Consider the following 20,271-nt stretch of genomic DNA (forward strand, 5'->3'; position numbering starts at 1 on the left):
AAAGGCGTACCACCGGCAACTTAGCCAAGCAGGGCATTGGCCTTGGCCACCACATTGTCCACCGTGAAGCCAAATTTCTCCATGAGGACGTTACCGGGAGCCGAGGCACCAAAGCGCTCGATCGACACCGTTGCATCGGCATAGCGGCACCAACCAAAACTCGAAGCCGCTTCTACAGCAAGGCGTTTTACCCCCGCAGGGAGCACACTGGCTTTGTACTCAGGGGATTGCTCCTCAAACAGTTCCCAAGAGGGCATGGACACGACCCGCACCTTCTTGCCACTGGCCGTCAGGGTTTCAGCAGCCTTGACACAGAGGGAGACTTCTGAACCGGTGCCAATCAGGATCAAATCGGGTGTCCCTGCACAATCTACCAGCGTGTAGGCACCTTTGGCGACATTGGCCGCAGAGGTACCGGCCAAGTTGGGGACATTTTGCCGCGTCAGTGCCAAGAGGGTTGGCTGTTTGCGGCGTTGGACGGCCACTTGGTAGGCACCCGAGGTTTCATTGCCATCGGCAGGACGGATCACCAGTAGGTTGGGAATGGCACGCAATGAGGCCAAGGTTTCCACGGGTTGGTGGGTAGGGCCATCTTCACCAAGAGCAATGGAGTCGTGGGTCATCACATAGATCACCCCCGCTTGGGAGAGGGCTGAGAGGCGCAGGGCAGGCCGCAGGTAATCGGCAAAGACCAAGAAAGTGGCACAGTAGGGAATCAAGCCGGAATTGTGGAGAGCAATGCCGTTGCAGATGGCGGCCATGCCGTGTTCCCGTACGCCAAAGCGAATGTTGCGATTTTGGTACTGGCCTTTTTGGAAGTCACCGGAGCACTTGAGTTCGGTGAGGTTGGAGTGGGTCAAGTCGGCAGAACCGCCAATGAGTTCCGGCAGATTGGGGGCGATCTCGTTCAGGCAAATTTCCGAATGCTTGCGGGTGGCCACAGCCTTATCTTCAGGAGTGTAGCTCGGCAGATTGGCATCCCAGTTGGCGGGCAGCTCACCCCGCAGCAGCCGTTCAAATTCGGCAGCCTCCTCAGGATACTTTTGGCGATAGGTGGCGAGGGTTTGGTTCCACTCCGCTTCATAGCTAGCACCGCGCTCCACGGCTTTGCGGAAGTGGTTGAGGACATCCTCGGGGACAACAAAAGGCTCATAGTTCCAGCCAAGGTTTTCGCGGGTGAGCTTGACTTCCTCAGGCCCAAGAGCAGCGCCGTGCACCCCAGCGGTGTTGGCTTTGTTGGGGGAACCATAGCCAATGGTAGTGGTGACTTTAATGAGTGAAGGTTTATCGGTTACGGCTTTGGCCGCTTCAATGGCTTTGGCAATGCCCGCAAGATCCGTATTGCCATCGGCGACGTGCTGCACGTGCCAACCATAGGCCTCAAAGCGCTTGCAGACATCCTCTGTAAAGGCAATGTCGGTGGAACCGTCAATGGAAATGTGGTTATCGTCGTAGAGGGCAATGAGTTTGCCTAAGCCCCAGTGACCCGCAAGGGAGCAGGCTTCGCCGGAGATGCCCTCCATGTTGCAGCCATCGCCAAGGATAACGTAGGTGTAGTGATCCACTAGTTTGACATCGGGCTTGTTGAAGCGAGCCGCTAAATGGGCTTCCGCCACTGCTAAGCCAACGGCGTTACAAATCCCTTGACCGAGAGGGCCTGTGGTCACCTCCACACCGGGGGTTTCAAAGTTTTCCGGGTGACCGGGTGTGCGCGATCCCCATTGGCGAAACTGTTTAATGTCCTCGATGGTGACGCTGTCGTAGCCCGTGAGGTAGAGCAGGGCATACTGCAACATACAGCCATGACCCGCCGAAAGGACAAAGCGATCGCGATTGAACCACTGCGGATTTTTGGGGTTAAACCGCATGAACTGGTTCCACAGCACATAGGCCATGGGTGCTGCCCCCATGGGTAGGCCGGGGTGCCCGGAGTTGGCCTTTTGCACCGCATCGATCGCTAGGAAACGAATCGCATTAATACAGAGTTCATCAAGGGATTGAGTCACCGCAGGCATTGCTTTCTCTCTCTAATTGGGTTTGCAGCAGACAGTTAACGATCGGGAGTAAATTTGCGGAAGGCCAACGTCACGTTGTGCCCACCAAAGCCAAAGGAGTTGGACAAAGCCACCGTCACCGGACAAGCCCGGCTCTGATGGGGAACATAGTCCAGATCGCAGGCAGGATCCGGTTGCTCCAAGTTAATTGTAGGGGGGATGCGATCGTGGGCAACTGCCATCACCGTTGCGATCGCCTCAATACCCCCTGACCCCCCTAGGAGGTGCCCCGTCATGGATTTTGTCGAACTCACGGGAACGCGACGGGCATTTTCCTCACCAAGGGCACGTTTAATGGCGGCAGTTTCCGTACTGTCGTTGGCGGGGGTGCTTGTACCGTGGGCATTGATATAGCTCACCTGATCCGGGGCAATCTCCCCATCCTTGAGGCAGGCTTCAATGGCACGGGCCGCCCCTTCTCCCCCCGGTGAGGGAGCAGTCATGTGGTAGGCATCACAGGTCAAGCCATAGCCCACCATTTCTGCATAGATGCGTGCCCCCCGGGCAAGGGCAAATTCCAATTCTTCAAGGATCAAGATGCCTGCCCCTTCCCCAAGGACAAAGCCATCGCGGTTGAGGTCAAAGGGACGGCTGGCATGGTGGGGGTCATCATTGCGGGTGGACAGGGCACGGGCTGCCGCAAAACCCGCCACCGATAGGGGAGTAATCGCTGCCTCAGTACCGCCACAGATCATCGCCTTGGCATAACCGTGCTGCACCATGCGGAAGGCATCGCCAATGGCATTGGAACCCGCTGCACAGGCGGTCACGGAACAGGAATTGGGGCCTTTGGCACCGGTGTGAATGGCGGTGAGTCCGGCGGCCATATTGGCAATCATCATCGGGATCATAAAGGGACTACAGCGATCGGGCCCCTTGGTGAGATAGACCTCCTGCTGATCCTCCATCACCTTTAGCCCGCCCACACCCGTACCAATAATGATGCCAATGTCAGTGGCATTGCCCTCGTCAATCGTCAATTGGGCATCTGCAAGGGCTTGCTTACTGGCAGCCACGGCAAATTGAGCAAAGCGATCCATGCGTTTGGCATCTTTGCGATCCATGTAGAGGGTGGGATCAAAGCCACGCACCTCACCCGCAATGCGGCAGTCATGACGACTGGCATCAAAAGCCGTGATGTAATCAATGCCGTTGCGACCGGCCATTAACCCTTCCCAATACTCCGCAAGGGTGTTGCCGAGGGGGGTAATTGCCCCCATCCCCGTGACAACGACCCGTTTTTGGTGCGCCTTTGCCATGGATCTATGCAGCTACCTTATTGTTGATAAAGTCAAGGACATCTTGGACGGTTTTCAGTTTTTCCGCCTCTTCGTCGGGAATTTCCACACCAAACGCTTCCTCAAGTGCCATGATCAACTCCACGGAGTCAAGGGAGTCAGCATTGAGATCCTCGGCAAAACTTGCTTCGGGCACAACTTTTTCTGCATCAACACTGAGTTGATCGGCAACAATGGCTTTTACTTTTTCGAGAATTTCAGACTGATTCATAGATGCCTTAACCGGATGGACAACGATTGAGAACAGTAATTGATGCGGGCGATCGCCATTCCTCAAATCTAGGATGTTTCGTGCCCAGAATCAACGCGCCATAATTATAGGACAGATTGGGGATCCCCTAGGATGCTTCCGCAACTGTGATAAGCTACAGTTTGGATACTTGACACCAACAACGCTACATCCACTATTGCCCTCCCTTCACCGAGTTGCCGATGCATTTTACGATTGCCAGTCTGCTTGCCAACTTTAGCGAAGATAAATTTGTTGCCCCCAAGGTTCTCGAAAAAAAACTCGGCTGTGACGATCCTGAGAGCCAGCGAGAACTGGAAATTGCCCTCGATGCCCTAGAACGCATTGGTCTGCTTATTAAAGAACGGGGCAAGTATCGCCGCGCCAGTGATGATGGCTTGATTGAAGGGCGGCTGCGCTGCTCCAGCAAAGGGTTTTGCTTTGCGATTCAGGATACCGAGGGTGCCGAAGATATTTTTGTGCGCGAGCATCAACTCAGCACTGCTTGGAATGGCGATCGCGTGCTGGTGCGGGTCACCCGTGAAGGCCGCCGCAAGAAATCTCCAGAGGGGGAAGTGAAACTGATCCTTGAGCGGGGAAACCCCTCGGTGATTGCCCGGGTGAAACAGACCGAAGATGGGTTTCGGGCCACACCCCTCGACGATCGCCTGCTCTTTGAAATTGCCCTTGAACCCAATGACCTCGTCCCCGATCTATCCACGGTGGTGGATCAACTGGTGCATGTGAACATTCGCCGCTATCCCTTGGGGGGGTACCTGCCGACGGGGGAAATTGGCCAGATCCTAGGGAGTGATGCCCAATCGGCACCTGCTTTGGACTTGATTTGCTGCAAACATAATCTTGTCCGCCAATTTAGCCCCGCCCTGCGGACAGCAGCCGCCACCTTAAATGCCCAGTTGGAAACCTTGGACTTGAGCGATCGCCAAGACTTGCGGGAACTGGTCACCATTACCTTAGTGGCTCCCGGCCAAGAACCCCAAGTGGCCTTTTCCCTCGATGCCCTCGAGCAAAATCTCTGGCAGTTGGGGATTCACATTAGCGATGTGGGGGGATTGCTCCCCCGTGATGAACTGCTGGATCGCACTGCTCGCCGTCAGGGTATGACCCTCGCCACCCCTGAACTGAGTTTGCCCCTCTTGCCGCAGGAATTGGAGAGGTTGCGCTTGCTGCCGGGGGGCGATCGCGCTGCCATTTCGCTGCTGATGGTGATCAACAATGCCGGTGAAGTTCAGTCCTACAGAATTTACCGCAGTTGTATCCGCGTTGATGCCTGTGTCACCAGTGAGCAGGTGGCGGCCACCCTTGCCCTAGGGGATAGTTCCGGTGATTGGTTGCGTGCCCTGATTCACCTTGCCAATGCCGTGAGTCAGCAACGACAGGCACGGGGGAGTATTGAAGTCACCCCAGCGGATGCCCTGAGCCTTGCCTATGCCGATGAGGGTCTCGCCCCCGCCATTCCCCTACCGAGGGTCACCCCTTGGACAAGCTTAGTGATCCTTGCCAATGAACTCCTTGCCCGTCATTTGGCGAAGTTGGGGGTACCGGCTCTCTACCGCACGCAGCCTGTGCCCGAACTCTATGCCGTGCAGGATTTTCTCAAGCTCTGCCAAAATCTCAACTTGCCCTTGAGCCTAGACAATCCCGCGCAGGTCACGCCCCGCGACTGTCAGCGCTTTATGGCACAATTGGCCACCTCGGATCTGGCAGCCGTGTTGCAGGAACTGTTGCTCGATAAACTCAAACCCGCCAGCGATGCCGCCGTGGCGCTGCTCCACTTTAGTTTGGCCACTGGCGAGGGCTATGGCCATTTCTGCTCACCCCTCCAACGCTACACTGACATTGTGAATCAGCGCATTTTGCACATTCTCCTGACGGAAGGGCGCGATCGCCGCGGGCCACGGGCAAAAGAGCGCGTCAATCTTGGCGAATCCAGTTGCTTGGAGCAGGTGAATTGGACCGTCTTCACCACCGATACCCAGCGGGAAGTGGACACCCTGGTTAATGAATTAGCCCCTCACCTCCAAGAGCGGGAGCGGCAAACCTACGCCGCATGGAAAGATTTGGTGGGCTTGCAACGGGTGCGCCAAGTCCAAGCCTGCATCGGCGAAGTGCGTTCGGGCATTATTACCGGCGTGCAGTCCTATGGCTTCTTTGTGGAACTGATTGACTTTAATGTTGAGGGCTTAGTCCACGTCAGCTCCCTCAAGGATGACTGGTATGAATACCGTGCCCATGCCCAAACCTTGACGGGTCGGCGTAACCGCTTGCGCTACCGCTTGGGCGATCGCGTGGAAGTCCTGATTAAAAATGTGGATTCCTACCGCCAGCAGGTGGATTTGGCGGTCATTAGTGGTGGCTCCCAAGCGACGGAAGAAGATCTGAACGGCGCTAGTGATGGTGGGGAAGCCCTCACCCCTTCTGAGGATGACGCTCCTGAGACTCTCTAAACCAGCAGTTGACGTTTTGCAGGGAGTGGGCAGCGATTGAAAATCATTTATTTTGGCACACCGGAGTTTGTCCTTGCGCCGCTACAACGGCTGCTGGAAACAGAGACCTATCAAGTGTTGGGGGTGGTCACCCAGCCCGATCGCCGACGGGGACGGGGCAACCAATTATCGCCTTCTCCGGTCAAGGCCTTAGCCCTTTGTCACGGGTTACCAGTTTGGCAGCCGGAACGTCTGCGTCGGGATCCAGAGCTGCCTGAGGTCTTGCGATCGCTAGGCGCTGATGTCTTTGTGGTGGTGGCCTACGGTCAAATCCTGCCCCCGTCGATCCTTGAGATTCCCCGTTACGGCTGCATCAACATCCACGGCTCGCTGCTGCCGAAGTATCGCGGTGCCGCTCCCATTCAGTGGGCACTCTACCATGGCGAAGGGGAAACCGGCGTGACGACGATGCGCATGGATGCGGGTATGGACACAGGCCCAATGCTCCTGAAGCGCAAAGTAACGATTCATCTAGGAGATAACGCTGCTACCCTCAGTGCCAAGCTCAGTGACATCGGTGCCGACCTCCTACTAGAAACCTTGCAGCAACTGCCACAGCTTCAACCCGAACCCCAAAACGACGCTGAGGCTACCTACGCACCGCTCATTCAAAAAAGTGACTATGCCATTGATTGGGGGCGATCGGCCCTAGCCCTTCACAACCAAGTGCGCGCCTTTTACCCCTATGCCTATACCCAGTGGCAAGACACCCCCTTGAAACTGCTGCAAACGTGGCCATTGGTGCCCGAAGTGAGGGCCGAATTACCGGAACCTTTACAGTCTTTTGTTTGTGAGCCTGAGGCAGCTTCCGCCCCGGGTACGGTGGTAGAGCTAATTAAGGGATGGGGCCCCGTGGTACAGACGGGCAAGGGTCGCCTGCTGCTGAGTCAAGTGCACTTGAGTGGTCGCAAAGCCCAATCGGGGTGGGATTTTGTCAATGGGGTACGGCTGGCGATCGCCACTCAATTCGATATGATGCCCTCAGCCCTGTAACTGAGTTTTAAGCACGCGGGGCTTAATGTAACTAAATGTTACGATTTTGCCGTTTTGACAGCATTTCACCTTGACACCCCTCGGATCGGCTCACTACACTGGCACACATACCTAGGTACGTCTCTAACCCCTATGGAAGATAAGCAAAAGGTTACGTTGTATCTATCCCCCGATGTGCACCGCCAGCTCAAGATTGCCGCTGTCGTCGAGCAGGAAACGATGTCCACCCTTGCTGAACGTGCCATTGAATTTCTGCTGGCTCACCCAGACGTACTGGCGGAATATGCCGAGCAAAAGCATGGCAATGTGCATCGGGTTTACCACTGCCCAGAGTGTGCTAGTGCCCTTGTCCTGCGGGGGGATGAGCTAACGGCCTTGGTCAATCAGCCCACAGTGATTGATGACGACAGCCTCAGTGTTCCTTCGCTCTCCGTCGAGTTGGTGTCTGCCCGCTAGTGGCGGGGGTGTTGGGTCAGCCTTGAAAGAAGGAGGTGATTGCTGTGCAAGAAGAATTGAGTATCCTCATCCAAGCGCAATATCCGTTGATCTACCTCCTGACCTCTGAAGAAGAGCGGGCTGAGCAGGCGATCGCCACCATTGCCCAAAGTCAAGTCGGGCCTCAAGGGCGGTCTCCCCGCAAGCTCTACATCTGGACAGTGACCCACGGCATGGTCGAGTATGGCCATCCCCGCAACAACAGTCACCACAACACTGTCTCGCCGGAAGCTGCCATTCAATGGGTTGTTCACCAACGGGAACCGGGCATCTACGTCTTCAAGGATTTGCACCCCTTCATTGATTCGCCCCCTGTGACTCGTTCTTTACGGGACGCGATCGCCAGCTTCAAAAGCAGCCACAAAACCATTATTCTCATGTCCCCAGAAGCAGCGCAGCGGATTCCTGTCGAACTGGAAAAAGAAATCGTTGTCGTTGACTACCCCCTACCCAGTATCAACGAACTAGATCAGGTTCTCGGGGAGCAACTGGATCCCCGCAATCGCCGCCTCACCCCTGAAGTACGGGAAAAACTCGTCAAAGCCACCCTTGGCCTGACGCGGGATGAAGCTGAAAAAGTCTTTCGCAAAGCCAAAGTGACCGCTGGGCGCCTTACGGAAGCCGAAGTGGACATCATCCTCTCTGAGAAAAAGCAACTCATCCGCCGCAATGGCATCCTCGAGTATATGGAAGTGGATGAAACCATTGATTCGGTCGGCGGTCTAGAGGAACTGAAAGTCTGGTTACGCCAACGCTCCAACGCCTTCAGTGAAAAGGCGCGTGAATACGGCTTACCGCAACCGAAGGGGATGTTAATTTTGGGGGTCCCCGGCTGTGGGAAGTCCCTGATTGCCAAAACCACCTCCCGCCTTTGGGGCTTGCCGTTGCTGCGCCTTGATATGGGGCGCGTCTATGACGGTTCAATGGTGGGGCGATCGGAAGCGAATTTGCGCAATGCCCTGAAAACCGCTGAATCGATCTCCCCTGCCATTCTCTTCATTGATGAAATGGACAAGGCCTTTGCGGGCGGAGCAGGCTCCTCGGACTCCGATGGCGGTACCTCAAGCCGGATCTTTGGCTCCTTCCTCACTTGGATGCAGGAGAAAAAGTCTCCCGTCTTTGTCTTGGCGACAGCCAACCGCGTCGAACGGCTCCCCGGTGAATTTTTGCGCAAAGGTCGCTTTGACGAAATTTTCTTTGTGGATTTGCCCAATGCCGAGGAGCGCAAGGAAATCTTTCGCATTCACCTCACCAAGCGCCGCCGCGACATTGATCGCTTTGACCTCGAGCAACTCGCCAATATCTGTGATGGCTTTTCAGGTGCCGAGATTGAGCAGGCCATCATTGCTGCCATGTACGAAGCCTTTGCTCAAGGGCGTGAGTTTACCCAGTTAGACATTATTGCCGCTAGCCGTGCCACTCAACCCCTTTCCAAGACGATGCAAGAGCAGGTCACGGCACTGCGTGATTGGGCACGCCAACGGGCGCGTCCGGCGGCTGCTTCAGTGGCTGAATACCAGCGACTGGAGTTTTGACAAGCTTCCTTCTGTCTGCCCTGCGCAGATGGGAGAAAGACCCGACCACAGGGGTTTGGTTCGCCATAAATTGTGGTTCATTCAGTCCAATGTTTCTGTCTCAATCTGGAGGAAATCCACATGTCTCACTTCAGCACCCTGCGTACGAAAATTACCGATGCTGAAATCTTGAAAGCGTCCCTGCGGGATCTGGGCATTACGGTGAAAACCAATGCCGATGTGCGTGGCTACAATGGCCAACGTGTTCGCTCTGACATCGTCGCTGTCCTCGATGGCGAGTATGATCTGGGCTGGTCTCGCAATGCTGATGGCACCTTTGATCTGATTGCTGACCTCTGGGGTGTGGCCAAAAAACACAACCAAACGGAGCTGATCAACTCGATCAACCAAAAATATGCCATCAACAAAACCTTGGCTGAGGTGAAGCGTCCTGGCCTTCAGAACGCCAACGTCAAGCTTGTGGTGCATAGCTAATCCTGTTGCCAATTGCTTTGTACTGTCTAGCGCGCGTTCCCAAGTAATCCGCTGGCTGACTCCCTAGGGGTCGGCCTCTTTTTTTATCTCAGGATTACGAATATGGTATTTTGGCGGTACAGGGAAGGATGGCTTATAGTTATTGAGTTCTGGCCAGCACATTCAAGAGCGTTTTTCTCCAGAGGCTAAGCTAGTCGTTGCCAGTGGAGATGTCTGTGAGGTGATTCGTCAGGTGCCGGATAAGGCCATGACGCTCATCTTTACGTCGCCGCCCTACAACCTCGGCAAGGCCTATGAAACGCCGGTGGCGATTGAGGACTATCTCCAAAGCCAAAGCCAAGTGATTGCCGAGCTATATCGAGTGCTGCGGCCAGAGGGAAGTTTGTGCTGGCAAGTGGGGAATTTTGTTCAAGGGGGAGAGGTGTATCCCTTGGATATTTTGTTTTATCCCCTGTTCAAGCGGTTGGGTTTGAAGCTGCGCAATCGCATCATCTGGAAATTTGGCCATGGTCTCCATTCCACAAAGCGCTTTTCTGGCCGCTATGAAACGATTCTCTGGTTCACGAAGTCCGATCACTACATCTTTAATTTGGATGCCGTGCGTATTCCAGCCAAATATCCGGGGAAACGCCATTTCAAAGGTCCCAATAAGGGCAAACCCTCGGGCAATCCCTTGGGCAAAAATCCATCCGATGTCTGGGAAATCGTTCTTCAGGATTGGCAAGAACTGGTGTGGGATATTCCCAATGTCAAGTCCAATCATCCTGAAAAAACATTGCATCCCTGCCAGTTTCCCATTGAGTTAGTGGAGCGGTGCGTTCTCGCCCTCAGCCATGAAGGGGATTGGGTCTTTGACCCCTATATGGGGGTGGGATCATCCCTCTTGGCTGCCCTAATGCACAATCGGCGGGCGATGGGCTGTGAAAAGGAACCCACTTATGTCAACATTGCTCGCCAGCGGATTCAGGCCTATGAAAATGGCACCCTGCCCTACCGTCCCCTCGGCAGACCGGTCTACGCCCCCACAGGGCATGAGAAAATAGCCCAAGTTCCTGAGGAGTGGCAACAGTGAATTGGCGATCGCTCGATGAACGGGTACGCATTCAATCCAAGTGGGTGACCTTGATTGCCGAGAAGTGGTTGACGGACACAGGTGAAACCCTAGAATACTGGCGGGTAGAAAAGGCGGACTCGGTGATTGTCCTGCCGCTGCAAGGGAAGGATTTAATCTGCCTGCCGCTAACCTTTCGGGTGGGGGTTCAGCGAGTTACGGTGGATTTTCCCGGTGGCAGAGTAGGGTCGGATCAGGATCCGATCGCGATCGTGCCGCAAATTTTGACACGGGAATTGGGAATTACCGCTAATGTCATTCAAGGAATCACCCCGATCAGTGAGCAGCCTTGGCTAGTCAATATACACCACCGTTTCCTCGCCGTGACTCTCTACCCATGTGTCGAGCTGCTGTTGATACGCTTGTCGCTCTGCCTCACACCGTTCTTGGTAACGTATCTGTTTTTTTTGCGGGTGATGCCCATCTGGTCGAGGGCATAACTAATGGTGGAAACTTGAACGCCAAATCGCTGGGCACGGTCGATTAAACGGTCATCGGGATGGGCAGCAACATCGGCTGCTAAGGCCGCCCAATCCAGCTTCCAAGGACGACGGGGGACAACTGTGGGGGCTAAGTCGTCTCGCTTCAGCCAGCGATGGATAGTGGCGCGGCTCACCTGAAAAATTTGAGTCGCTTCACTGATTTTGCCACCTTGCTTGATATAGGAGACAACCCGCTCTCGTAAGTCCAAGCTATAGCTCATATTCTTGAGTAACATTCATGACGCTTTGAGTATAGCCTATGCCTCTTGAAAATATCTCACTCCCTTTGGAAACAGCTATAGCTATACGTTGACATCTCCCCTATTGCCAAACTTTTATTTTCCCCTAGGGCAAATTTTTGAGCTATGAGCCTATCGGTCAATTATTGCTATAGAGGCTAAAGAGCGATCGAAAGTCGAAGAGACGAATCAACATTGGCCAAAAGGCATCTAGGCCATTGGGGGCTTTGGGTTTGTGCCACCATGTGAGGCCACCATAGAGCAGTTGTACGAGGTGCCGCTGTGCCTCATCACTGACCTCTAAAAACCGCAGGTAAATGCAGCACCGCTCCTCTTCAGTGCGGGTACGAACCACGGCTGCGGTGACGCTAAAGTCCTGTTCCAAAAAGGTCAGCGTGCCGACGGTATCTCTTTGGGCTTCGATAAAACGCCCTGCGGTCAGCAATAGGGCAGCACCAGTCTCCGACACATCGCGGGTATAGCCCCAGTAGGTTTGATCCCCCAGTTGGAAACGACATACAGTGCAAACGGGAAAGCGATCGCTCTGACGGCGGGTGGGCTGATCAATGGAGGACAGAACCGCAATCAAGGCAATAAAGGCGTTGTAGAGCGTCCAAGCCAGCATCACCTCTAAACCCGCCCGTTCATACTCCATTGGTGGCCAGATATGGAGCCAGTAACCCCCATAGCGGATAAAGATGCCCACTCCGACTGCAATCACAAATACTGCGAGCGGCCATGTATAGCGTAAATTCAACCGCTTCCGATTGGAGAGGGTGCCCTTATTAGTGACAATGCTGCCAATTTTACCGAAGGGATTGCGGAGGATTTTAATCAGTTGCACCATCCCCGGAAAGGCAAAGGTCACCTCATAGACTTCACCCCAGAGGGAAAAATACCGCCCTTCTGTCGCCCAGCTAAAGGTGGCAATTACTAACAGCGTGTAGGGCAGGGCATAGAAAAGGTACTCACCCAATGTCGCCACCGTTAAGGAGATGCCTGTCATTAGGCTCAAAAACGGACCAATGAGAAAGCAGGTGCGGGTAAAGGGATTGATGTTGTGCAACAGCAGCGAGAGGTGGCAACTGCGCTGAAACCAAGAAAGCTTTGACCAAATGGGGAGATCATTACCACAGAAATAGATTTGCATATTCCCCTGTAGCCAGCGCAGCCGTTGCTCCAGATGATCTTGGAAGTTGCGAGGAGACTCCCCCATGCTGAGGATTTCATTGAGGTAAACGAGGCGATAACCAGCGATCTGCATTTTGGTTCCCGTTTGGAAATCCTCGACCACACAGCGGGTGTAGTATCCGCCTACGGCTTCTAGGTCACGGCGGCGCACCACATAGGAGGTGCCACAGCAAATGATGGCGTTGCCAAAGTCCCGCCCCGGCTGAATAAAGCCAAAAAAGTACTCCATATCGCCGGGCATCATGAACTCAATGCCAAGGTTTTGGGAGTGGTAGTCAGGGTTAAAGAAGTGCTGGGGGGTCTGCACCATGGACACGTGATCATCTTGAAAGAAGCCCACGGTGCGGCTCAGGAAGTTCTGAAAGGGAATAAAGTCGGCATCAAAAACAGCAATCAGTTCACCAGTGGTGTATTTCAGGGCATGGTTGAGGTTCCCTGCTTTGCGGTGCTCATTGGTGGGACGGGTGAGATAGTTGACCCCCAGATGCTCACAGAGATCCGCAATTTCCGATCGCCGACCATCATCGAGGACATAGATGCTTTTATTTCGGTAGTTGATCGCCTGACAGGCCACAATCGTCCGCCGCAAAATATAGGGAGGCTCATTATAGGTGGGAATGAAAATATCCACACTGGGGCAGTATTCACCACTGAGAACCGCCTGCTGATAGTAATTGGCCTGTCGCGATCGCCATGCAGTCGTCAGCCATGCCGTCTGATAGAAGTAAAGCAAATAGGTGAAAAAGTAGAGCACCTCAAGACCATAGAAGCCAATACTGGCAGTAAAGCTCAACCAGTGGGCATCATTGAGCGTCACCCAGCCCCGCCACACCAGATAGCGGCAGCCAAAGAGAATAACAATGAAGCGAATGATCAGGCGGCTAACATTATTGCTGGGAATAAAATTGAGGGCAACTGCCATCACTGCTGCAAGGACAATGGGCCACCACACGCTTAAATCATCGGTGGGCATCTGCAGGAGGTCAGGCAGAGGCCGCAACTGATCGGGATTCACTAAATCAACGGGAAAGAGCGTCGGTCGCCACACCGTCGCCAACAGCACACCAAAGAGGAATAGGATGCTGAAAACAAAAAGACCCCAGACCCACGGTGAAACCAGTTGCGGGGGGGAAGTGGGCTTGGGTGGCTCATGGGTCATAAGGAGACCCCCTAGGGGAAAAAGAGGAAATTTAGGCCATCGTCGGCATTTGCAGGCGAGCAAAAATCATGCGGCCTGCCGAGGTTTGCAGGGCACTGGTCACAACCACCGACAACTGATCGCCAATGTGATCCACCCCCTCTTCGACAACCACCATCGTGCCATCCTCAAGGTAGCCCACCCCTTGCGCTGGTTCTTTCCCTTCCTTGAGAATCTTCAACTCCAGCGTATCGCCGGGGAGGTAGATGGGGCGCAGGGCTTGCGCTAACTCGTTGACGTTAAAGACATCCACTTTTTGGAAGCGGGCAACTTTGTTGAGATTCAAATCATTGGTGACAAGGGTGCCGTTGATTTCTTGGCACAGGCGCACCAGCTTGGCATCCACCGTTGTTAATTCTGGATAGTCTGCGGAGTGAATGACAATGCGATCGCCCAAACTGGCTTGGAGACGATTGAGAACATCGAGACCCCGCCGACCGCGAATCCGTTTTTGCTCATTCCCCGCATCGGCAATGAGTTGCAGCTCCTGAAGCACAAACTGGGGCACAATGATTTGCCCTTCGAGTACCCCGAGATTCAACAGTGCCTCAATGCGGCCATCAATAATGCAACTGGTGTCCAGTACCTTTGCTCGGGCAGGTTTGAGCATCCCCTCAGCCAAGAGACTGCTGGCAACGGCATTGGGGTTAATTAACCGCAGCAGGGCAGGCCCGTGACTATCGGCCAAGGTGGTTCCCGAATAGGCAAAGACAATACTGGTGAGAACAGCAATCAGGGGTTTAATAAAGGAAAAATCTTTGGGAATGGGCAACAGGAAAATCGGTGCCAGCATCAAGTTGGCCAAGAGCAACCCTACCACCAGACCCACGGCTCGCGACAAGAGCGTTTCTGGGGGCAATTGGCGGATACTGCGCTCAAGACGATGGTAAAGGGACTGCAACAATAAACCAAGGGCAATGCCAACGATGGTGCCAAAGCCAGCCATGACCCACTGCAATCCCCGCACATTGGCCACTTGAGCAAGAACCGTTTCTGGGAGGAGGTCAATGCTGTTGAAGCCAACGGCAATTCCCATCACGACGATAATGAGGAGTAAGATGGTATCGAGCATTAGTTCGCTCCTGTCGCGCTGGACATCTCCATAGGCCATTACTTTAGGATTATACTTTTTTCTCTTTTGCTGCGGTGTTGGGCTGCTGCATATCGAGATGGCGACTAATGCGGGTACCGGCTCGGATGCCCTCAGCTTCGGCTTGAGGCCCCAGAATGGCCCGTGCTACCATACCACCGAGGGTCGCCCATAGCGTTTCCTTAGTGAAGGTTTGACTGGTTTTCACCCACCACTCTAGAAAAAGATGCAGGGATGGGGGAGGAGGTTCCTCAGGGGATGGCGCCGCCAACTGTCGCCCGAGATCTTCCCCCAGTTGCGAACCAACCATATTGCCCACTACGCGCCCGACGGTTTCGCCCACAGGCCCCAAGACCACTTGCCCTGCCAAACCGCCAGCAATTTCACCGGCGGTACCCCCGATTTTGTCACCGCTGTGAATCTCCAAGGCTTTCGCGACCCGTTCCGGCGTTGCCTCAAGGGCAGTAAATTGCAGTTGGGTGATTTGCTCCGTGGCTTCCATCCCTAATCGCGCACCAATCACACCGCCAACAAAGGTGCCCACTTGCACCCCCATGACCGCACCCGCAGGCCCCATAAACAGGCCACCCGCCGTTCCCCCCACCATGCCACCAAGAATATCGCCCACGTAGCCGCCCATGAGAAATCCGCCCATGGAGGTGAGTTTGTTGCCCACCTCTTCAGGTTCGAGATCAAAGGCGCGGGTGAGGTTTTGCAAGCCCTTATTGCCTTGGCCAATGATCTGGACATCCCCCCAAAATTGAATGGCCGCCAACAGTTGTAGGGGCGTGATTTGCTCGAGGTGATACTCAATGGTAATTGAGGCGGCAAGGGGGTTAACGTGAACAGATTTGATCCCTTGGAGGGTTTTCAGATAGGCACTCAGGGAATCGCGAAAGGCAGCATCCGTTTTCAGTTCTTGAATCCGCAATCGCAGGCGATCGCCCGTGAGGTGCATGACTTCGGCAATCGGCGCAGTTTCGGCAGTGGCCATGGGAAACCCACCCAATAGGCTCTAGTTGCCGTTGTAGCACGCGCACCAAAGTAAGGAGGAAGATCTGTCAAAATGTTAAGGGAATCACACACAGAGTGAATGACCATGACAGCCACGGTAAAGGTCGAACATCTCAAGAAGTCCTACGGTTCCATTACAGCGGTGGCCGATGTCTCCTTTAGCGCCCATCAAGGGGAAATTTTTGGGGTGCTGGGGCCAAATGGCTCAGGGAAAACGACAACACTGCGCTGTCTGTGTACCCTCTCGCGACCGGATGCTGGGGTATTGGAAGTCTGTGGTCTTTCGGTTCTCCACCAACCTCATTTAGTGCGCCAAAAATTAGGCTATGTGGCTCAAGAGGTGGCGCTTGATAAAATCCTCACGGGTCAGGAATTTCTAGAATTACAGGCGGCGCTGTACCACATTCCCCCTGCCCTGATTCCAGAGCGCATTGAAGCAGTGCTGGCACGGTTGGATTTATTGGAATGGCGCGATCGCCAATGTGGTACCTACTCGGGTGGCATTCGCAAACGCTTTGATCTCGCAGCAGGACTACTGCATCAACCCCAAGTGCTTGTCTTGGATGAACCCACCGTAGGCCTCGACATTGAAAGTCGCCAAGTGATTTGGGATGTGCTGCGGGATCTCAAGGCTCAAGGACTGACGATTATCTTGACCAGCCACTACCTTGAGGAAGTGGATCTCCTTAGCGATCGCTTGGCGATTCTGGATAAAGGGCGCGTCATTGCCAGCGGTTCGCCTGAGGAACTCAAGGCCAATATTGGGGGCGATCGCGTCACGTTGCGGGTACGAGAATTTACACCGCGTCAAGAGGCACAAATGGCCCAGACCCTTCTCAGTCAATTGGACTGCGTGAAATCGGCGCTGATTAATGCCAACCAAGGCAACTCCTTGAATCTGGTGGTCACAGATGCGGCTGTGGCGATCGCAGCCATTAGAAGGGCGCTAGAGGAAGCAGGACTCCCCCTCTTTAGCGTGGCGCAGTCACGACCCAGTTTAGATGATGTCTATTTGGCCGCCACGGGTCAAACCCTCTTGGATGCCGACTTGGCAGCAGCGGCGCAGCGGGACAGCAAACAGTTGAAAAAAGAGGCCATGCAACGCTAATGGGGCAGCCAATTCTTTGGGTTCATGGAGACTGCCTCGACCCCACGGCGCCCATCTTTGACCGCTATCCCCACGCGCCGGCCATTTTTGTTTGGGATGTAGCGCTCCTCAAGGAGTGGCAAATTCGCCTGAAGCGGCTGGTCTTTCTCTATGAGTGCCTGCTGGATCTCCCCGTGGCAATGTACCGGGGTGAGGTCGCTCCCTTGGTGAATGCCTTTGTTGAGGTGCACGGGGGCGATCGCGTGGTAACAATGGCCAGTCCTAGCCCTCGCTTTCGCGCCATTTGTCAGCAATTGGCCTATCCAGTGGAGATCCTAGAGCCAGAACCCTTTGTCACGTTACCTGCCAATGCCGATTTGAAGCGATTCTTTCGTTATTGGAAGTTGGCAAAACCCCGCTTGGGACTATAAAAGATGCTGGCGATCGCCCGATCCCTTGAGAAGATGCCTTGGCAGCCGCGATTCTCCCTGTTGGATCGCTATATTCTGCGGGAGATGATTCGCCCCTTTGTCTTTGGTTTTGGCATTTTTACGGCGATCGCTGCCGTTATTGGTACAGTGTTCTACCTCATTCGCAATATGGTGGAGCACAACCTTGGCATCCTCAGTGCCCTTCAAGTCTTTTTTCTGCGTTTGCCCACCTTTGCGGTGCTGGGCATTCCCATGGCGATGCTCTTTGGTTCGCTCCTTGCCTATAGTCAACTCTCCCGTCGTAGTGAACTGATTGCTTGCAAAAGCTGTGGGGTGAGTCCGCTGCGTTTAGTGCGACCGGCGCTCCTAGCGGGGTTCTGTGCCTTGCTCTTTACCTTTGCCCTCAATGAACTGGTGGCTCCCCCCATGGCCTACCGCGCCATCAAGACCTTGGAAGTGGCGATTCAACGCCCCCAACCTACCTTTCAAACCCGCAATATCTTCTACCGTCGTTTTGCTGGGGGGCAGCTTCAGCAACTCTTTTTTGCCCATCGTTTTGATGGCGAGGTCATGGGTCAAGTGACGGTGTTGAACTTTGAGCAGGGGCAATTGCGAGAAATTATTACGGCGCAGGAAGCCCAGTGGCAGGGTTCGGCGTGGCTGTTTCGGCAGGGCACCTACCACCACCTGACCCGCGATCGCGACTATGACGTGGCCGAGACCTTCTCAGAACGAACATTTGCCTACCCCCGCACTCCCCTTGATTTGGCCATGGAAACGCGGGCACCAGAGTTTATGACCAGCCGCGAAATCTATCAGTACTTGCAAGTTTTGGCGGAAAGTGGCGATGCCAAACGTCTGCGGCAGTGGCGGGTGCAGTTGCAGGAAAAGCTCTCCCTTCCCGTTTTGTGCCTGAGTTTTGCCGTTGTCGGTGCCGTTTTGGGCATCAGTTCTCCTCGCCAAGGACAGGGGCGTGCCTTTGGTCTCAGTGTGGCGATTATTTTTGGCTATTACGTTGCTGCCTTTATTTTCACCGCCTTTGGCGAGGGGGGAGCAGTGTCGCCCATCGTGGCCAGTTGGTTACCGAAGGTTGTCGTCAGCGCGATCGCCCTCGGCATGCTCTACCACGCCAATCGGCACTAGTAGGGAATCTGCCAATAGCGACAGGCCGCATGGGCAAGGGTCATCACGCCCACAGGGATAGCTTGTTCATCGACATCAAACTCCGGGTGATGCAGGGGATAGTTGGGGCGATCGCGAAACCCCACCCCAAGGCGAAACATCGCACCGGGGGCATGCTCTAGGTACAGGGCAAAATCCTCTGCCCCAAGGGACGGTTCCGGCAAAATATGCACATGGGGGGCACCCACCACATCAGTCGCCGCCTCCGCCAGCAGTTGCGATAGGTAGGGCGTATTTTCCACCCCCGGTACGCCCCGCCGATAGTGGAGTTGGTAACGGGCACCGTAGGCATGGCAGACATTGGCCACAATTTGCTCAATCCAGGTCGGGAGGGTGGCACGGGTTTCTGGATGGAGCGATCGCACCGTTCCCTGAAGCGTCACCTGATCGGCAATGACATTGGCAGCCCGTCCCCCTTGAATTTTGCCAAAGGTGACCACCACGGGTCGCAGGGGATTCTGCGTGCGGCTAATGGCCTGTTGCAAAGCACTGATCACTTGAGCGGCAATCCAAATCGCATCTACCGCTTCATGGGGGCGGGCACCGTGGCCCGATTCTCCCAAAATCGTTAACTCAATGTCATCGGCAGCCGCCGTCAACGCCCCATAGCGTACCGCTACTTCCCCCGCTGGAATGGTGGGAAACACATGGAGCGACAAAATGGCACTCACCTCTTTCATAGCGCCATCGGCAATCATCCAACTCGCCCCTTGGGCAATTTCTTCCGCTGGTTGAAAAATAAACCGCACCCGGCCGGGGAACTCCTCCTTGAGGGCTGCTAACACCATTGCCGTGCCCAGACCCACCGTGGTGTGGACATCGTGACCACAGGCGTGCATCACCCCGCTATGTTTTGAGCTAAACTCGAGTCCAGTGCGCTCTTGAATCGGCAGGGCATCCATATCGGCGCGAATGGCCAAGAGCCGCTGTTTTTTAGGATTCCCCGCCAGTTCCGCAATCACCCCCACTTTGCCCACATCCTGCTGTACGGTTAAGCCGGCGGAGGAAAGTACCCCCGCCACGTAGGCAGCCGTTTGATGTTCTTGACCACTCAATTCGGGGTAGCGGTGCAGATGGCGACGAATTTCAATGAGACGGGGGGTGAGGGTTTGGGTAATCTGGCGAATCCGAGCAAGCATAGCGCAGCCGTGGCGATATTTTTGTATCCTATCGAATCTCAGGAATTGCCGGTTGCCCACTCCTGATAGGGGTGCTCCGCTAAGTAGGCATTGGTATAGCGGGGGTCGTCGGTCACCTCAAGGCCAATCCAAGGGGGTAGAGTCAGGGGATAGTGAGCACGGGGCAATTCAATTTCTGCCAAAATCAGGCCAGTACAGGCGCCAGTAAATTCATCCACTTCCCAACACAGATCACCCGCTGGAATACGATAGCGGTTTTTCTGGATGATGGGTTGTAGGCACAATTCCGCGAGGAGTTCCCTTGCATCAGCAATGGGGATAGCATACTCATACTCACGGCGTTGGCCACCGCTGGCTTTGCCCTTGATCGTGATCCATGCCTCCTCCCCCGCAAGACGCACCCGCACCGTGCGCTCAGGAACTGTGGACAGGTAGCCTTGGGCAAATTGGGACACACTTGTGACCAGCGATCGCCATTCTTCGCCTATGACAAGGAACTTGCGCTCAATTTCGATGCCCATT

Annotated in this window: 19 protein-coding genes; 10 read left to right on the forward strand and 9 right to left on the reverse strand. The window is 54.7% G+C overall.

Annotated features, from left to right (window positions below; all coding sequences use genetic code 11):
• Nucleotides 1-20: 20 nt before the first annotated feature.
• From tkt to acpP, 3 genes are read right to left on the reverse strand one after another with little or no spacing between them, the layout of a single operon-like run.
• Nucleotides 21-2,015 carry a transketolase gene (gene tkt, locus RHH81_RS10045; RefSeq protein WP_310742997.1) on the reverse strand — a complete coding sequence of 665 codons (1,995 nt, stop codon included), beginning with the start codon at nt 2,013-2,015 and terminating at the stop codon, nt 21-23.
• A 35-nt stretch (nt 2,016-2,050) separates the two neighbouring features.
• Nucleotides 2,051-3,313 carry a beta-ketoacyl-ACP synthase II gene (gene fabF, locus RHH81_RS10050; protein ID WP_206200057.1) on the reverse strand — a complete coding sequence of 421 codons (1,263 nt, stop codon included), beginning with the start codon at nt 3,311-3,313 and terminating at the stop codon, nt 2,051-2,053.
• A gap of 4 nt (nt 3,314-3,317) precedes the next feature.
• On the reverse strand, nt 3,318-3,563 hold the full coding sequence (gene acpP / locus RHH81_RS10055; protein ID WP_149819108.1) for an acyl carrier protein: 246 nt from the start codon (nt 3,561-3,563) through the stop codon (nt 3,318-3,320).
• Between the two features lie 221 nt (nt 3,564-3,784).
• Between acpP and RHH81_RS10060 the strand changes: the two genes are divergently transcribed.
• From RHH81_RS10060 to RHH81_RS10090, 7 genes are all read left to right on the forward strand, one after another.
• The gene (locus tag RHH81_RS10060) at nt 3,785-6,049 is read left to right on the forward strand and encodes a ribonuclease R family protein (protein ID WP_206200058.1); all 2,265 of its coding nucleotides are present in this window, start codon (nt 3,785-3,787) and stop codon (nt 6,047-6,049) included.
• 36 nt (nt 6,050-6,085) lie between these two features.
• The gene (gene fmt / locus RHH81_RS10065; RefSeq protein ID WP_310742998.1) at nt 6,086-7,081 is read left to right on the forward strand and encodes a methionyl-tRNA formyltransferase; all 996 of its coding nucleotides are present in this window, start codon (nt 6,086-6,088) and stop codon (nt 7,079-7,081) included.
• Between the two features lie 132 nt (nt 7,082-7,213).
• Complete coding sequence (locus tag RHH81_RS10070) at nt 7,214-7,537, forward strand: ribbon-helix-helix domain-containing protein (RefSeq protein WP_206200060.1); 324 nt, start codon at nt 7,214-7,216, stop codon at nt 7,535-7,537.
• Nucleotides 7,538-7,581: 44 nt separating this feature from the next.
• A complete protein-coding gene (locus RHH81_RS10075; protein ID WP_206201683.1) occupies nt 7,582-9,111 on the forward strand; it encodes an AAA family ATPase in 1,530 nt (509 codons plus the stop codon).
• Between the two features lie 120 nt (nt 9,112-9,231).
• Entirely contained in the window at nt 9,232-9,585 is a 354-nt protein-coding gene (locus RHH81_RS10080; RefSeq protein WP_149819118.1) for a DUF1257 domain-containing protein, read from the forward strand.
• 247 nt (nt 9,586-9,832) lie between these two features.
• On the forward strand, nt 9,833-10,657 hold the full coding sequence (locus tag RHH81_RS10085; protein ID WP_399378998.1) for a DNA-methyltransferase: 825 nt from the start codon (nt 9,833-9,835) through the stop codon (nt 10,655-10,657).
• Nucleotides 10,645-11,136, forward strand: a complete 492-nt coding sequence (locus RHH81_RS10090) for a hypothetical protein (RefSeq protein WP_206200061.1) — start codon at nt 10,645-10,647, stop codon at nt 11,134-11,136. The genes RHH81_RS10085 and RHH81_RS10090 overlap by 13 nt, the downstream gene beginning before the upstream one ends.
• Here RHH81_RS10090 and RHH81_RS13095 read toward each other — a convergent pair.
• From RHH81_RS13095 to RHH81_RS10105, 4 genes are all read right to left on the reverse strand, one after another.
• Nucleotides 11,028-11,414 (reverse strand): IS630 transposase-related protein, encoded by a 387-nt coding sequence (locus tag RHH81_RS13095; protein ID WP_206200062.1) that lies wholly within the window; start codon nt 11,412-11,414, stop codon nt 11,028-11,030. The genes RHH81_RS10090 and RHH81_RS13095 overlap by 109 nt on opposite strands.
• A 142-nt stretch (nt 11,415-11,556) precedes the next feature.
• Nucleotides 11,557-13,767 carry a glycosyltransferase gene (locus RHH81_RS10095; RefSeq protein WP_206200063.1) on the reverse strand — a complete coding sequence of 737 codons (2,211 nt, stop codon included), beginning with the start codon at nt 13,765-13,767 and terminating at the stop codon, nt 11,557-11,559.
• Between the two features lie 31 nt (nt 13,768-13,798).
• On the reverse strand, nt 13,799-14,878 hold the full coding sequence (locus tag RHH81_RS10100; RefSeq protein WP_206200064.1) for a PIN/TRAM domain-containing protein: 1,080 nt from the start codon (nt 14,876-14,878) through the stop codon (nt 13,799-13,801).
• 49 nt (nt 14,879-14,927) lie between these two features.
• Nucleotides 14,928-15,890 carry an HMA2 domain-containing protein gene (locus RHH81_RS10105; protein ID WP_206200065.1) on the reverse strand — a complete coding sequence of 321 codons (963 nt, stop codon included), beginning with the start codon at nt 15,888-15,890 and terminating at the stop codon, nt 14,928-14,930.
• Nucleotides 15,891-15,995: 105 nt separating this feature from the next.
• Here RHH81_RS10105 and RHH81_RS10110 point away from each other — a divergent pair, with 105 nt between their 5' ends.
• The 3 genes from RHH81_RS10110 to RHH81_RS10120 are packed head-to-tail and all read left to right on the forward strand — an operon-like array spanning nt 15,996 to nt 18,571.
• Entirely contained in the window at nt 15,996-17,018 is a 1,023-nt protein-coding gene (locus RHH81_RS10110; protein ID WP_310743001.1) for an ATP-binding cassette domain-containing protein, read from the forward strand.
• A complete protein-coding gene (locus RHH81_RS10115) occupies nt 17,018-17,428 on the forward strand; it encodes a hypothetical protein (RefSeq protein ID WP_302677676.1) in 411 nt (136 codons plus the stop codon). The genes RHH81_RS10110 and RHH81_RS10115 overlap by 1 nt, the downstream gene beginning before the upstream one ends.
• Before the next feature lie 3 nt (nt 17,429-17,431).
• Nucleotides 17,432-18,571, forward strand: a complete 1,140-nt coding sequence (locus RHH81_RS10120; protein ID WP_206200068.1) for an LptF/LptG family permease — start codon at nt 17,432-17,434, stop codon at nt 18,569-18,571.
• Here RHH81_RS10120 and RHH81_RS10125 read toward each other — a convergent pair.
• Both RHH81_RS10125 and RHH81_RS10130 read right to left on the reverse strand, forming a co-directional pair.
• On the reverse strand, nt 18,568-19,749 hold the full coding sequence (locus RHH81_RS10125; protein WP_206200069.1) for a M20 family metallopeptidase: 1,182 nt from the start codon (nt 19,747-19,749) through the stop codon (nt 18,568-18,570). The genes RHH81_RS10120 and RHH81_RS10125 overlap by 4 nt on opposite strands.
• Before the next feature lie 38 nt (nt 19,750-19,787).
• Nucleotides 19,788-20,270, reverse strand: coding sequence for a CYTH domain-containing protein (locus RHH81_RS10130; RefSeq protein WP_310743002.1), 483 nt, complete (start codon nt 20,268-20,270; stop codon nt 19,788-19,790).
• Nucleotide 20,271: the final 1 nt, after the last annotated feature.

Origin of the sequence: Thermosynechococcus sp. PKX95, assembly GCF_031583295.1 — a bacterium.
In the GTDB taxonomy this organism is placed as follows: domain Bacteria; phylum Cyanobacteriota; class Cyanobacteriia; order Thermosynechococcales; family Thermosynechococcaceae; genus Thermosynechococcus.